Here is a 14,399-nt window from a genome sequence, read left to right on the forward strand (position 1 = left end):
GCACCGGCGGCCGGCTGCGTCAGCTGCCCTCCGCGCCGGGCAGGGGGTGCGGCCAGTCCTGCTCGGGGAGGAACCGGGTTTCCGGGTTCGGGCCCATCGGGCGGATCACGTAGTAGGCGCCGCCGGGACCTGCGGTCGACCCGTGCACGGTTCCCGCGGGCAGCGCGATCACCGCGCCGGGTGAGCAGCGCCGCTCGTGGTAGCCGGTCGCGGGGTCGTGCCAGAACAGGGTGAGCTCGCCCCGGATCACGGACAACCGCTCGTCGACGCTGTGCTCGTGCCAGCTGAAGGTCTTCCCCGGCCCGTCGTGCTGGAGCTCGACGGCACCTTGGTCGGGCAGCAGTGATTCCAGCTCACCGGGCAACGGGAGCCCCTCGGAGTCGGTGATCGCCGGACCGGTCATGGTGGTTCCTTCCGTTCGCGCGGACAGCGGGCACCGCTGCTCCGCTGGGATTCCTCGGTCGGTATCGGGCAGGAAGTACTGGAGCCACTCCCGGTTTCCCGGCTCCCCGAAATCACCGAGCCCGGAATGGGGTGCGACTCGGTCGTACCTGTCGAGCCGTTCCCGGATGATGCTCCGCGCATTCCTCCCCGCGGTCGTGTCCGCGGACAGCCCGTCGAACACGAAGCGCGGCTGGAAGGTGATCGCGAAGTGGCTGAGGTGTCGACTTCTCCGCAATTCGTGCGCCGGGGTGTTCGCGACCACGAAGAACGATTTCCCGAAGCAGGAGAATTTCCACGTGGGGCTCTCGGTGTCCTGGTCGATACCGGCGGGCCAGGGCTGTTCGTCGGCGTCGCGGACGGTGCGGAGCAGTCGCCAGAACTCCGCCCAGTGCGCGGGGAGGCCGCGGATCTCGGCATCGTGCTCGAAGAAGGTGACCAGCGAGGTGCGGCGTCCCAGTCCGGCGCAGCCGTCCGCGTACTCGCGCAGTGCGGCCACCAGGTCCGAGGCGCGGTGCCGCCCGCGGCGCACGAACGCGTAGCGCAGCGTGCCGCGGCGCACCGCGTCCACGCCGAAGATGCACGGGAACGGTTCTTCGGCATCCAGCATTCGCTGCTCGAATTCCGCGAGAGCGCGTTTTTCCCAGTCCTCGTCCGGGGTGCTGCCGGGGATCAGGAGTGCGGTGTCGAGGTGTTCGTGGGCGTCATCGGTCGTTCCAGTGGACACGTGTTCCCCCAGTGTGGCTGCGTCGCTCGGTGGCTGCGTCGCTCGGTGGTAAGAGGAATCGGCTTCCGATTCGCATCGTTCCGATTCGCATCGTTCCGATTCGGCTTCGTCGGATTCGATCGACGGCTGGAATCGACTGCCCCCAGTGGATTCCGCTGCCGACCAGCATTCACCGATTCGGTACTACGGGCAAGGACGCGGTCGACATCAGGCCCTGACGGAGTAATCACGCCCTGCCGGAGTGATCACGCCCTGCGGGAGTGATCAAGCCCTGCCGGAGTGATCAGGCCCTGCCGGAGTGATCAGGCCCTGCCGGAGTGATCTGGCCCTGACGAAGTGATCTGGCCCTGCCCGCCGATCGGAGCGCTTCCCGGACCGGGTCCGGTGCAGGCGCTCAGGCGTTCCAGGTGACTTCGCAGGGCTGGTGCGGGCGGACGGTGTCGGTGCAATCGGGGCAGCGCGCGGTGATCGCGTCCACGGCCGCGTCCCGGCCGGCGAAGGGCACCTTGATCCAGCGGTTGCAGACGGTGGGCAGCAGCTGGCCGCCGGGGAACGCGCCCGGTGCGAACTCCACCGCGTGCCGCACCTTCGCACCCGGCCCGACCAGCCAGTACACCGTTTCCCGCATCGCGCCTCCCCGAGCCTGGCGGTCCGGTGAACGCTAACCGCGATGGTGTGCGATCAGTAGATATCGGTGGAGTGAACCGACCGGTCTCGGTTGGTGACCGCACCCGCCCGGGGCGACGGGGAGCGGACGCGTGCGCCGCCCGGCCGCGGGGGAGCGGTGACCGCCCGTCCGAGGCCGGCGTTCGACCTCTTCGGCCGCCCGGCCACCGGGCTCGGCGAACGGCCCTTGGCCGCCGAGCGGGACTGTGCTGGGCTGGAAGCGGGACGAGGAGGCCGGCCGGGAGGACGGGATGGCGGGCAACAGCCGGGACGCGGGGCGTTCGGTGACGGGGCGCGCGTTGAGCGTGCTCACCGCGTTCGACATCGAGCACACCAGGCTCACGCTGACCGCGATCGCCCGTCGTGCCGGGATCCCGCTGGCCACGGCGCACCGGCTCGTCGGCGAGCTGGAGTCCTGGGGCGCGGTGCAGCGCGCCGCGGACGGGCGCTACGAGATCGGGCTGCGGCTGTGGGAGATCGGCCTGCTGGCCCCGGTGCACACCGCGCTGCGAGCGGCGGCGCTGCCGCTGATGCAGGAGCTGTGCGAGCTGACGGGGGAGAACGTCCACCTGGCGGTGCGCGACCGGTGGGAGGCCCTCTACGTGGAGAAGCTGGCCGCGCCCCGTTCCGTCCCGATCATCTCGCGCACCGGCGGCCGGCTGCCGCTGCATCCGACCGGGGTGGGCCGGGTGCTGCTCGCGCACGCGCCCGCGCGCGTGGTGCAGGAGTACTGCGAGCGCGGGTTGACCAGGCACACGCCCTACACGATCACCGAACCCGGCAGGCTGGTGCGGGAGCTGCAGGCCGTGCGCAGTCGGGGGTTCGCGCGAACGTCGGAGGAGATGACGCTCGGTAATTGCTCGGTGGCGGTTCCGGTGCGGGACGGTGGGGGCGCGGTCGTCGCCGCGCTCGGCCTGGTCGCACGCAGTGTCCGGACCGAACATTCCAAGCTGGTCAAGCCGTTGCTCCCCGCGGCGGAGGCGATCGGGAAACGACTGGCCGAGCACGATCCGGCCCGTTCCGACGCTGGTTGAGCCGCGTTCGCGGACCGCGGAAGCATCCCCTTCCGAGCGTCACCTGATTGGCCGCACCGCCGGACTGAAGTCGCTGAACCGCTCACCGACCGGTCACCGACCGCTCGCCGCCGCCGGTCGCAGGAGCACCGCATCAGCGCAGAGGAATCGTCCTCGACCTGTTTTAGTCGAACTGCCTGGGAAGAACGAGTGCCGGGCGAGTGAGCACTTTTTGTTGCAGCCAGTGCATCGAGGGAGGCGGGGAGCCGTGACCGGAATGCCGGGACGTGCCACGGTCGACAACGAGGTCCGGATCAGCTCTACCCACGCACGATCTCCGCTCGATTTACCGGCCTCCATCGGCCGGCTGACCTCGCTGGCGGCCGACGCCCTCGCCTGGTCGGGCACGGTGCTGCCGCCGGTGAAGATGCTCGGCAGGCACGTGGTGCCGGTCGCCGAGCTCGTTCCCGACGCGCACGCCGAACGGCTGTGCTTCGGCAGCGAGCCGGTGCTGGACCGCGCGGAGATATCGACCTGGGTGTGGCCGGAGATGGACGGCCGGGTGCCGCCGCCGAGCGCGCACCTGGTCGGGATGCTCGCGCCGGCGAGGCACTGGCGCACCGCGCTCACCGCGGCCGTGCCGTTCGCCCGGTTCACCAGCACCGCGATCATCGTGCCGAAGAGCGTGACGCTGGCGAAGGACTTCATGTCCACCTGCCTGATCCGGGCGCGGCAGTTCGGCGTGGCCGTGCTCAGCGCCGAGGCCGACGATGTGCAGGTCGAACTGCCGGGCCGATCCTTCGCGGACGCCCCGCCGATCGAGCACACCGCCGTGTCCCGCTGGGTCAACGAGGTCGTCTACCAGCAGCTGCTCGCCGCGGAGGCCCCGGCTCCGTCCCGCAGCTGACGCCCGGTCCGGAGCGCGCGGTGGCCGCGCGCCCGGACCTAGGGTGGGGGCATGCGAATCGTGGTAGCCGGAGGACATGGGAAGATCGCCCGCCACTTCGGGCGGCTGCTCGCCGAGCGGGGTGACACGGCGGTCGGGTTGATCCGCGACCCGGCGCACGCCGACGACCTGCGCGCCGACGGGGCGGAACCGGTGGTGCTCGACCTGGAGTCCACCGACGCGGCCACCCTCGCCGCGCAGCTGACCGGTGCGGACGGGGTCGTGTTCGCCGCGGGAGCCGGGCCGGGCAGCGGCATCGAGCGCAAGGACACCGTGGACCGCGCCGGTTCGGTGCTGCTGGCCGAGGCCGCGCAGCGAGCGGGCGTGCGGCGCTTCCTGCAGGTGAGCGCGATCAACGTGGACCAGCCGAAGCCCGCGGACGTGGGCGAGGTGTTCAGCGCCTACCTGGACGCGAAGCTCGCCGCCGAGCAGGACCTGCGGGCGCGCGACCTGGACTGGACGATCCTGCGCCCGGGCTCGCTCACCGACGACGCGCCGACCGGCCGGGTCGAGCTCGCGGAGCGGACCCGCCGGGACGACATCACCCGCGCGGACGTGGCCGCCGTGCTGGTGGCCCTGCTGGACGAGCCGAAGTCGACCGGCCGCGTCCTCACGCTGATCAACGGGGACGTGCCGGTCGTCGACGCGGTGCGCGCCGCCGTCGCCTGACCGGGCGGCTTCCCGCGATCTCCGCCGGTCCTCGCCCGCCGACGCGTGCCGGGAGATCGCGGGGAGCCCGTTCAGCCCAGCACCCGGTCCAGGTACCGGTTGCGGAACAGCCCACCCGGATCCAGCTCGGCCCGCAGCGCCCGGAAGTCGTCGAAGCGCGGGTAGCGCTCCCGCAGGTCGTCGGCGGTGAGCCGGTGCATCTTGCCCCAGTGCGGGCGCCCGCCCGCCGCGTCCGCGATCGACCAGAACGCCTCGAACCACTCGCGGTGCGGCATGCCGGTGAACTGGTGCACCGCGACGTAGGCGCTCGGCCGCCGGTGCGCCGTGGACAGCCAGATGTCGTCGGCCGCGGCGACCCGCACTTCGACCGGGAACATCACCGGGTCGGCGAGCCGGGCGGCCGCGGCCCGCAGTTCGCCGAGGACGCCGGGCAGCGCGGCGCGCGGCACCGCGTACTCGGACTCCAGGAACCGCACCCGCCGCTTCGTCACGAACACCCGGTGCGCGTGGTCGCTGTAGTGCCGGGCGGACCAGGTCGCCGCGCAGAACCGGTTGAGCGGGTGCACCAGCCGGGGCTGGAGCCGGCCGAGGTGGCAGAGCGCGCCGAACGCCCGGTTCTCCACCAGCTCGTACTCGACGAACTCGCGGAGCCTGCTCAGCGGCCGCGGTGTGTCCCCGGCAGGCAGCCGGTTGTTGCGCTTCACCAGCGTCCGGCTGCTGTGCGGGAACCAGTAGAACTCGAAGTGGTCGTTGTCCGCGGCGAGCTGCTCGAACCGCGCCAGCACCTCGTCCAGCGGTTCCGGCCGTTCGTCGGCGATCAGGTGGAACGCGGGGACGCAGCGCAGCGTGACGCTGGTGAGGACGCCGAGCGCGCCGAGGCCGATCCGGGCGGCGGCGAACAGGTCGGGGTGCTCGGTCGCCGAGCAGTGCACCGTCCGCCCGTCGGCGAGCAGCAGCTCCAGCCCGGTGACCTGGGTGGCGAGCCCGCCGAGCGCGGACCCGGTGCCGTGCGTGCCGGTGGAGATCGCGCCTGCCACGGTTTGCCGGTCGATGTCGCCCAGGTTGGGCAGTGCGAGCCCGAGCTCGCCGAGCTCGCGGTTGAGCCGGTGCAGCGGCGTGCCCGCGCGGACCGTCACGTGCGGTGGGTCGACGCGCTCGATGCCGCTCCAGTGCGCGAGGTCCAGGGCGAGCGCGCCATCGTCGGGGGCGCCGACGCCGGTGAACGAGTGCCCGCTGCCGAGGGGGCGCACGGTGCGGCCGCCGCGGGCGGCGGTGCGCAGCAGGACGGCGGCTTCGGCGACGTCGCGGGGCCGGGCGGTGCCGCCGGGTGCGCGGCTGACGGTGCGGGCCCAGTTCGTCCAACCTGGTCGAGGCATTGCGGCAGACCTCCTGGTGGCCCGGGCGGTGCTGCTGCTCGAGGCCGGTGCGGCGGCGGTGCCGAAGAAATTAAGTGAATGAGATTCACATAACAACCCCCGGCCGCCTACCGTGGCGGAGTGGCCCACACCTCACCGCAGCCCGACCCGGAAGACGACCGCGCCAGGCTCGACCGGGCTACCCGCGACCTCGACCCGCCGTTCGCCGTCGTCGACCTCGACGCGTTCCGGCACAACGCCGCGGACCTGCGCCGCCGCGCCGCGGGCACCCCGATCCGGGTCGCGTCCAAGTCCGTGCGCTGCCGGGACCTGCTCGGCCGGGTCCTCGGCACCCCCGGGTTCGAGGGGCTGATGGCCTACAGCCTGGCCGAAGCGCTCTGGCTGCACCGGGAAGGCACCTCCGACGACATCCTCGTCGCGTACCCGACCGCCGACCGCGCTGCGCTGCGGGCGCTCGCCGCCGACCCGGCGGCCGCCGCGGCGATCACCCTCCTGGTCGACTCGGAGGAGCACCTCGACCACGTGGACCACGTCGTCGGGCCGCACCGCGAACCGCTGCGCGTCTGCCTCGAACTCGACGCCGCCTGGCACCCGATCCCCGGCGGGATCGCGCACGTCGGCCCCCGCCGGTCGCCGGTGCACACCCCGGCCCGGGCCCGCCGGTTCGCCGAGCGGATCGTGCGGCGCGACGGGTTCCGGCTGGTCGGGATCATGGCCTACGAAGGGCAGATCGCCGGGCTCGGCGACGCCCCGCCCGGGAAACCGCTGCTCGCGTCCGCGCTGCGCTGGATGCAGCGCCGGTCCGCCGCCGAACTCGCCGAACGCCGCGCCGAGGCGGTCGCCCGGGTGCGCGCGGTGGCGCCGCTGGAGTTCGTCAACGGCGGCGGGACCGGCAGCATCGAGACGACCGGCGCCGAGCGCAGCGTCACCGAGATCGCCGCCGGGTCCGGGCTCATCGGGCCGACCCTGTTCGACGCCTACCGGGCGTTCCGGCCGCGGCCGGCCGTGCTCTACGCGCTGCCGGTGGTGCGCAGGCCGAGCCGGTCGTTCGCCACGTTGTTCACCGGCGGCTACATCGCCTCCGGCCCCACCGGGCCGAGCCGGGCGCCGAGCGTGCACCTGCCGCGCGGGTTGAAGCTGACCGCGGCCGAAGGGGCCGGTGAGGTGCAGACCCCGGTGTCCGGGGCGGCGGCGCGGCGGCTGCGGATCGGCGACCGGGTGTGGCTGCGGCACGCGAAGGCGGGCGAGCTCGCCGAGCGGTTCGCCCAGTACCACCTGGTGGAGGGGAACCAGCTGGTCGGCGCCGTGCCCACCTACCGGGGCGAGGGCATGTCGTTCGGCTGATCGTCGGGCATCCGGTTCGACAGGTAGCCGCGCACCAGTTCCTTGGTCTCGGCGACGAGCTGCGGATCGCCCGCCGGGTCGCGGCGGAACGCCAGGTTCAGCACCGCGTCGGCCGCTTCCACGGCCACCGACAGCGGCAGCAGCAGCTGCTCGCCGTCCAGCGGGAACCGCTCGCCGAGCAGCGCGACGAGCTTGTCGGCGATCACCGCGTTGTTGTCCTTGCTCTCGTCGAGCAGCCGCAGGTCCACCACGTCGCCGAAGTGCAGCCTGCTGAACGCGGGCACGTCGCGGTGCATGGTGATGTACACGTCGATCACCGTGTCCACCGCGTCCCACCAGTTCGCGAGCTCGGCGGTGGCGAAGCGCTCGCCGATCGCCTCCACGAAGCGGTTCAGGTTGCGCCGGGTGAGCTCCTGCACGACCGCCCGCTTGTCCGGGAAGAACTGGTACAGCGAGCCGACGGCGACGCCGGCGCGTTCGGCGATCAGGGTGGTGGTCACCCCTTCGTAACCGAGCTCGTCGATGAGCTGGGCGCAGGACTCCAGCATCTTCTCCACGCGCTGGGTGCTGCGCTGCTGGACGGGTTTGCGCCGCAGCGGTGCGACTTCGGCGGACAAGGCGTCTCCTTGATCACTCGTGCGGACCGTCGTGGGAGGGGCGTCCGGCGGGGTGCGCGGTGGACGGTCGGCGTACTCCCCGTTGCGGTCCCGCCGCGAGATCATCCCAGGTCCTTGCGTCCGAGATCATCTCAATCGACGAGATCACCATCCTCGGAGCCGGTTCGCGCGCGGGCGGAACCGCGCTCCCGGCCGGAGCGCCGGTGCTCGTCGTTCCGGATCGGGGGTGGTGCGGGACGACGGTGCGCAGCGCTCGGTCGATCGGGCCCCAGTGTGCCGCGCGCTCCGTCCGCGCAGGCAGTGGACATGCCGGGGCCGGTGTCCACCGAAGGGGTGCCGCTGGGCGGGGGTGTCCCGCTCGGCGGAAGGGGTGCCTTGCGGATCCAGATCACCCCCATAGTGTTCCAGGTCACTGCTATCGGGTCGGGGTTACGGTACGGGCGTATGCATTCGGTCACGTTGCCGACGCGCATTGTCACTATCTAGCGTGAGTCGACCTCCCCGAGCTGTGATGGAAAGGTGATCGTGAGCTACTGCGGCGTCGCGCCTGGTTCTCCCCGCATCCGCACTCCCCGCGACTTCGCGCCGGGGCGCACCGCCGGCCAGAACCGGATCGCCCCCAGCAGAATTCCGGCGGCGCACCGCCACCCCGCTCCGCCCGGCCCGCGCGCGTTCCCCGCGCCGGCACCGCGCCAGCTCGCCCGGTGACCGCGCACACGCCGGTCTCCCGGCCGAGCACCGCAGCGCTCCCGGCCGCACTGGTCCCGATGTGGACGGACCGGCCGGCCCAGGACCTGTGGTCGCCGCTGCCGGTGCCGGAAGCCGACCGGATGTTGCACGACGGCGGGTACCGGCTGCGCCTGCGCCGGCACGGCGGGGAGTTCCGGCTCGTCGGCGACGGCGCGGGCGACGGTCTGCCGCTCGGTCCCGAACCGACCTGGGCCGAGCTGTACCGGCTGCTGGTCCGGTTGCGCCGCAGGCGGCGGCACCACGACCCCGACTGGCTGCGGGCGCTCACCGGCACCCTCGGTGCGGCGCTCCCGCCGCGCACCGGCCCCGACCCGCTGCCGCGCGCGGTGCGCGAGGACCCGGTGCTGCGGATGCACTGCGCCACCGTCGTCCCCGGACCCGCGCGCCGCGGCGCGGAGACCGGCCCGCGCGGTGGTGCGCTGCCGTCTCCGCCGCACCCGCAGCACCCCGGCGGCACCGTCGCGGTGCGGCCGGACGCGCTGCTGGCGCCGGGACCCGACGGGGCGCCCGGGCTGCTGCGGCTGGTCATCGACAACCGCTTCGGGCACCGGGAGCACGAGCTCGGGTTCTTCCTGGAGCACTTCGTCCGCCCACCGCTGCGGGCCTTCCGGCACGCGCTGGAGCACCGGCGCACCGCGCTGTTCGCGGCGGACGGCGCGGACTCCGCCCCGCTCGCCTTCGAGCTGTCCACCGAACTGGAGGCCACCGGGCGCGTCGTCACCTCCGCCGCCGTCGCCGAACCCGACGAGCAGGCGGTGCGTTCCGCCGCGCGGGCGCTGCTCGCGGTGCTCGCCGAACTCGCCGACGGCTTCCGCCGCATCGGCTACCCGCTGCCGCGCGGCGAATCGGTGCGCGCCGGCATCGACCGGGTGCTCGACCAGGAGCTGCGGCACCTCGACCGGCGGACCGCGCGGCTGCTGGCCCGCACCGACCTGCGCGCCCACGCGCACTCGGTCGACCCGGACCAGCACGAGGTGCTGCGCCAGGTGCTCGACACCGTGCAGGACCGGACCCGGCGCCGCCGCTGGGAACCGGAGCGCCCGCGCCCCACCGTGGTCATCGACCTCGACCTGTGCGGCATCGTCCCGCTGCGGCGCACCGTCGAAGCCACCCGCGCCGTGTCCGGGCCCCGGCCCGGCGCGCCGCACGGCATCCCCGAGCTCGCCGACCCGGACGCGCTGCCGGTGCTGCCGACCTACGTCGAATCGACCTGGCCCACCTTCCTCGAGCGCACCGGGCTGGCCGAGAAGTACCCGGCGGTGGACTGGCGAGCGGTGCACGCCGAGTTCTTCCGCGCCTTCGCCCGGCCCTGGCAGCGGCTGCGCACCGACGAGGTCAACGCCGGGTTGGCCCGCTTCACCTGGGACGTCCGGGACGCAGGCGGGCAGGTCGTGTTCTGCACCGGCCGCCGCGAACGGGTTCGCGAGCACACCGCGGCCGTGCTGCGGGACGCGGGCGTGCCGGACGCGCCGCTGCTGTGCATGCCCGACGAACGCACCCGGCCCATCCCGGAGCTGAAGGTGGCGCGGCTGCGCGAGCTCGGCGAGCTCGACGTGGTCGCCGTCTTCGACGACCTGCGGGACAACCGCACCGCGCTGGTCGCGGAGTTCCCCGGCGCGCTCGCCGTCGCGGTCGAAGTGCCCGGGCTCGTGCACGAGCGCGTCCCGGGACGGCCGCTGCCGGACGGCGCCCCGGCGATCGCCACCTTCGAAGTGGAACCCCGGCCGCGCGCGGGCGGATCCGGCCCTGGCCTGCTCTCGCACACGCATTCCTTGGAGGAGCTGCAGATCGGCGCGCTGCGGTCGAACCGCTCGGCGCAGCGCTGGGCGGTGCACCTGGGCCGGGACGCCGCGCTGGAGCTCGCCGGGCACGTCCTCGCCGACGCCGACCGCGCCGCCGACCGGGTGGCCCGCGCCGCCCGCGACCGGTTCCGGCTCGACGAACCCGCGCCCGAACCGGAGCACCGGGAACGGGTGGTGCACGCGCTGCACCACGTGCTGGGCCGCAAGCAGTTCCTCAAGGGGGCGCGGTCCAACTACCAGGTGGAGCACCTGCGCCGCGACGTCGAACCGTTCCTGCGCGCGGGCGAACCGATCGACGTGGTGCTGCTGGGCTTCCCCATCAAGCAGTGCCTGAACGGGCTGAAGGCGAGCGGGCCGCTGCCCGACCTCGCCGAGTTCGGCGGGCTGGCGCGGTTGCGCGAGATGCAGCGCGCGGCGAGCGCGGTGCACCCGCCGGGGTTGCGGTTCCGCATCCTCACCGATGGCAGGCACTTCCGGCCGCGGCCGCTGTCGATCACCGGCACCTACAGCGCGATCCTGCGCGAGTACGCCGACCTCGCCGGGCTGGGGGAGGCGGCCACCATCGAGGAGGTGGACGCGGTCGCGGCCCGGCGGCTCGACGTGGACCTGCCCGCCGAGCGGGCCGAGCGCACCGCGCGGCACCGGCGGCTGCTGGCGGACGCGCTGCGCGGGCTGGACATCTCCGAGGACCCGCTGCGCACCCTCGACCAGGTGGACCGGCGCGCGGACGGCGTCCCGGAGGAGGTCGCGGCCTCGGTCCTGATGTTCCGCGAAATGCTGATGTCGGTGGTGTTCTCCGTCCCGCTGTCGGTGCCGGAGGGCGTCGACCGGGCGAACTGGGCGCGCGCGGTCTACGCGAACGTCTACGACCTGGACGGGGGCGCGGTGCCGCCGCTGCTGCGGCAGTCGCGGGTGGAGGTGCTGCGCCGTGCCTGGCACACCGTGGTGCGCTACCTGGCGACGATGCGGGTCGACGAGGAACTCGGCTACGAGGAGCTGCTGTTCCCGAACCGGGTGCGGCTCACCGTCAGCGCCGCGCGGCCCGGCCGCTGCGGGTTCACCTACCTCGGCGGGTCCGGGCTGCTGCCGTGGCAGGGCACCGGCGCGCTGGACCGGCGCGGCCGGATCGGCGCCGACTTCGCGGTCTCGTTGCAGGACAGGGGATTCGTGCCGGTGTACACGCCGCTGCTCGGGCCGCGGCAACCGTGGTTCGCGGTGCCCGCGGAGCACACCCGGCTCGGCGCGGGCGGCGGGATGCGCCTCGACCCCGAGTTCGCCGCCACGGCTCGGCTGCGCCGCAAATGACGGGCCGGACCTGACGGACGGGGTCTGAAGACAAGAAAGGTCCCGGCGCTCGTCCGGGGAAACGAGCACCGGGACCCCTCGTCCACCCCGGCGCCCCTTCGGGGAAAGGGGAACCGGAGTCGTTGGAATCCGCGGACCGGTACCGGTCGGGGGAGGGGAGTGCTGCAGCACCGGCCCGCGGAAGACTCGTGCGGCGGCGGATCTCCTGAGCTCGCGGAGTCCTTCGGGAGAACTCGGAGCGGGGCGGGGATCGGAGCTCTTCGGGGGAGCCCGGACGCCTTCGGGGATCAGGAGACCTTCGGGGCGCCGCCAGCACGTCCACTGTGGAATTGGAAGTTGTGTGGTGGCCGGCGACCACTGCAGTGGTCGGGGGTGCACGGCGATGGTTCGCCGGCCACCAGGGCGGTGGCTCGATCCGTCCGGTTCGGGGAGGGAGTGGTGCTGACCGGGGGACCGAGCGACCGCCGGTCTACGGCACCGGCGCCGCCGGGCGCAGCTCGTGCGCCGGTCGCTGGTGCCGTGCGGGACGGGGTGCGAGGGCTCCCGCGACCAGGTGCTCGTAGGCCGAGCGCCACACCGAGCACGGTGCGCTGCGGGGTCGCCATCGGGAAGAGCACTCGATGCAGTTGCCCTTGTCGTCGGTGTCGTGCGCGGCCAGCAGCGTCCGCCATCCCTCGGTGAGCCGGGGGAGTTCGGAACGCGCCACGGACAGCAGGGACGGGGCGTCCGCGCGGTTCGCCAGCTCGCTCAGCACGTCGAGCCGCTCCCACACCGCGTTGCGCAGCACCTGACCCAAGATCTCGTCCACCGCAACCTCACCGTCACTTTCTCGCCTGCTCAGCGGCCCGCCGTAGTGCGCTGCTCAACTCGCCGACTCCATCGGTCGACAGCACCACGGTGCGGCCGGGCGGTCCGACGAGAACCACCCTGTCCCGGTTGACCAGCACGGTGAGGTAGCGGCGGATGTGCCCCACGTCGCGACACAGCACCCGCCACCAACGACGGCGGTCGGGGGATCCCGCCGCGGAACCGGCCTGTTCGGGCACCGCCGCGTTCGCGGTGACCTCCACGCCGCCCCGGGGGTCGGACTCCGTCATCCCGTCCACTGCCGTTCGGGTTCCTCTCCGTGCTCGGTTGCTACCGATGACTAGATTGGAATGCGTCGAACGCGGGCGGTAGCCGGTAGGCGATGACCGGCTCAACGGCGACGACGAACGGTCGGTGGACTTCACCCCCACCGATCACCTCTGCCGATACGCACTTCACCGGCTCGTCGAAGTGCCCTTACTCTGCGACCGACGCCCGTGCAGAGTGTGAGGGGGTCTAAATGAACACCATCGGTTCGAACGGCTCGCCCGTTACACGAGACGTCTGGGACGGCCGTGAGATGCGGGACGCGTTGGCGGCGCGGAACGTCAGCGAGATCTACCGGCAACTGCGCCGGATCGGGGTTTCGCAGCGCCAGATCGCGGCATCGACGGGCCAGTCGCAGTCCGAGGTCTCGGAGATCCTGAAGGGCCGCCAGGTCATGGCTTATGACGTGCTGGCCCGAATCGCCGACGGCCTCGGGATACCGAGGGGGTACATGGGCCTCGCCTACGACGGGGCGACGGCAATGAGGGTCGCGAAGTCGAACAGCGGCCCCCAGGCTGAGGAGGACGAGTCGGTGAAGCGTCGGAAGTTCCTGTCCCACGCGGCCGCGGTGACCATGGGTGCCGCGGTCTTCGGGACGGAGGAGAACACCTGGGTGCCGAGCAATGTGCAGACGCCTGCTCCGATGCGCATCGGCATGACCGACGTGCAGCAGATCCAGGCGGCCACCAAGGCGTTGCGCGACCTGGACTACCGCTACGGCGGCGGCACCTGCCGCGACGCCGTGGTCGCCCAGCTCTCCTGGGCCCAGCAGTTGCTCGACGCCAACGCGTCCGACCAGGTCAAGCGCAAGCTCTACGTGTCGCTGGCGGACATGCACAGCCTGGCGGGCTGGACCTCCTTCGACACGGGCCTGCTGGACCCGGCGCGCGGCCACTTCGGCAAGGCGCTGGAGTTCGCCAAGCAGGCCGAGGACGACAGCCTCGTGGCGAGCGTGCTGTACCGGATGGGGCGCGTCTACCTGCACTACCAGGAACCGAACGAGGCGCTGAAGCTGTTCCAGCTGGGCCAGATCGCCGCGCAGGAATCCGGTTCCTCGCTGACGGTCGCGGTGCTGTGCGCGAACGAGGCCTGGGCCTACGGGATGCTCAACAAGCCCGACCAGGTGCAGAAGATGGTCGGCCGGACCAAGGACGAGTTCGCCAGGGCGAACGTGGCCGAGGCCCCGGACTGGGTGCGGTTCTTCAACGAGAACGACCTGCACGGGATGATCGGCTCGGCGCACGACGCGCTGGCCGTGTTCGATCCGGACCGCTACGCGCCGCTCGCCGTCGCGGAGACGATCAAGTGCAACGAGGCGTACGGCGCCGACATGCAGCGGACCCACGTCTTCGGGCTGAGCCTGCAGGCCACCAACCACATCCGGGCCGGTGACCTCCAGGAGGGCATCAAGGTCGGGCGGTCGGCGCTGCAGATCGGCGAGAAGGTCAAGTCGGCCCGCGTCGCCGACCGGCTCAAGCCGCTGGAGCTGGAAGCCGGGCGGCACCGGATGAACTCCGACGCCCGCGACCTGTCCGAAGAGATCCGCCGCTTCCGCGAGGCGTGAGACCGGTGCGCGGCAGGCGGTTCGGCGCGCGGTCCTCGCGCGATC

Annotated in this window: 12 protein-coding genes; 6 read left to right on the plus strand and 6 right to left on the minus strand. The window is 72.8% G+C overall.

What is annotated here, in order from left to right:
• Positions 1 to 19: 19 nt before the first annotated feature.
• Positions 20 to 1,168 (minus strand): YqcI/YcgG family protein, encoded by a 1,149-nt coding sequence (locus H1226_RS00165; RefSeq protein ID WP_258344715.1) that lies wholly within the window; start codon positions 1,166 to 1,168, stop codon positions 20 to 22.
• A 394-nt stretch (positions 1,169 to 1,562) separates the two neighbouring features.
• Positions 1,563 to 1,796, minus strand: coding sequence for a hypothetical protein (locus tag H1226_RS00170; RefSeq protein WP_224958816.1), 234 nt, complete (start codon positions 1,794 to 1,796; stop codon positions 1,563 to 1,565).
• Between the two features lie 289 nt (positions 1,797 to 2,085).
• Here H1226_RS00170 and H1226_RS00175 point away from each other — a divergent pair, with 289 nt between their 5' ends.
• The 3 genes from H1226_RS00175 (at position 2,086) to H1226_RS00185 (ending at position 4,462) form a co-directional block, all read left to right on the plus strand.
• Positions 2,086 to 2,868, plus strand: a complete 783-nt coding sequence (locus H1226_RS00175; protein WP_258349518.1) for an IclR family transcriptional regulator — start codon at positions 2,086 to 2,088, stop codon at positions 2,866 to 2,868.
• A 256-nt stretch (positions 2,869 to 3,124) separates the two neighbouring features.
• Positions 3,125 to 3,754, plus strand: coding sequence for a hypothetical protein (locus tag H1226_RS00180; protein ID WP_258349519.1), 630 nt, complete (start codon positions 3,125 to 3,127; stop codon positions 3,752 to 3,754).
• Between the two features lie 51 nt (positions 3,755 to 3,805).
• Positions 3,806 to 4,462 carry an SDR family oxidoreductase gene (locus H1226_RS00185; RefSeq protein ID WP_258344718.1) on the plus strand — a complete coding sequence of 219 codons (657 nt, stop codon included), beginning with the start codon at positions 3,806 to 3,808 and terminating at the stop codon, positions 4,460 to 4,462.
• Positions 4,463 to 4,533: 71 nt separating this feature from the next.
• On the opposite strand, the gene H1226_RS00190 is transcribed toward H1226_RS00185, so the two are convergent.
• Entirely contained in the window at positions 4,534 to 5,838 is a 1,305-nt protein-coding gene (locus tag H1226_RS00190) for a D-arabinono-1,4-lactone oxidase (protein WP_258344726.1), read from the minus strand.
• Positions 5,839 to 5,958: 120 nt separating this feature from the next.
• On the opposite strand from H1226_RS00190, the gene H1226_RS00195 reads away from it, so the two are divergent.
• Positions 5,959 to 7,182, plus strand: a complete 1,224-nt coding sequence (locus tag H1226_RS00195; protein ID WP_258344728.1) for an amino acid deaminase/aldolase — start codon at positions 5,959 to 5,961, stop codon at positions 7,180 to 7,182.
• On the opposite strand, the gene H1226_RS00200 is transcribed toward H1226_RS00195, so the two are convergent.
• Positions 7,152 to 7,799: a TetR/AcrR family transcriptional regulator gene (locus H1226_RS00200; protein WP_224958810.1), complete on the minus strand. Its 648-nt coding sequence runs from the start codon at positions 7,797 to 7,799 to the stop codon at positions 7,152 to 7,154. The genes H1226_RS00195 and H1226_RS00200 overlap by 31 nt on opposite strands.
• 704 nt (positions 7,800 to 8,503) lie before the next feature.
• Here H1226_RS00200 and H1226_RS00205 point away from each other — a divergent pair.
• On the plus strand, positions 8,504 to 11,656 hold the full coding sequence (locus tag H1226_RS00205; protein WP_258344730.1) for an isocyanide synthase family protein: 3,153 nt from the start codon (positions 8,504 to 8,506) through the stop codon (positions 11,654 to 11,656).
• 469 nt (positions 11,657 to 12,125) lie between these two features.
• On the opposite strand, the gene H1226_RS00210 is transcribed toward H1226_RS00205, so the two are convergent.
• Positions 12,126 to 12,464, minus strand: coding sequence for a hypothetical protein (locus H1226_RS00210; RefSeq protein ID WP_184483943.1), 339 nt, complete (start codon positions 12,462 to 12,464; stop codon positions 12,126 to 12,128).
• Positions 12,465 to 12,477: 13 nt separating this feature from the next.
• Positions 12,478 to 12,726, minus strand: a complete 249-nt coding sequence (locus tag H1226_RS00215) for a hypothetical protein (protein ID WP_258344732.1) — start codon at positions 12,724 to 12,726, stop codon at positions 12,478 to 12,480.
• Between the two features lie 317 nt (positions 12,727 to 13,043).
• Here H1226_RS00215 and H1226_RS00220 point away from each other — a divergent pair, with 317 nt between their 5' ends.
• Positions 13,044 to 14,354, plus strand: a complete 1,311-nt coding sequence (locus tag H1226_RS00220; RefSeq protein ID WP_258344734.1) for a helix-turn-helix domain-containing protein — start codon at positions 13,044 to 13,046, stop codon at positions 14,352 to 14,354.
• The last annotated feature ends 45 nt before the right edge of the window (positions 14,355 to 14,399 follow it).

Origin of the sequence: Saccharopolyspora gregorii (assembly GCF_024734405.1) — a bacterium.
In the GTDB taxonomy this organism is placed as follows: domain Bacteria; phylum Actinomycetota; class Actinomycetes; order Mycobacteriales; family Pseudonocardiaceae; genus Saccharopolyspora_C; species Saccharopolyspora_C gregorii.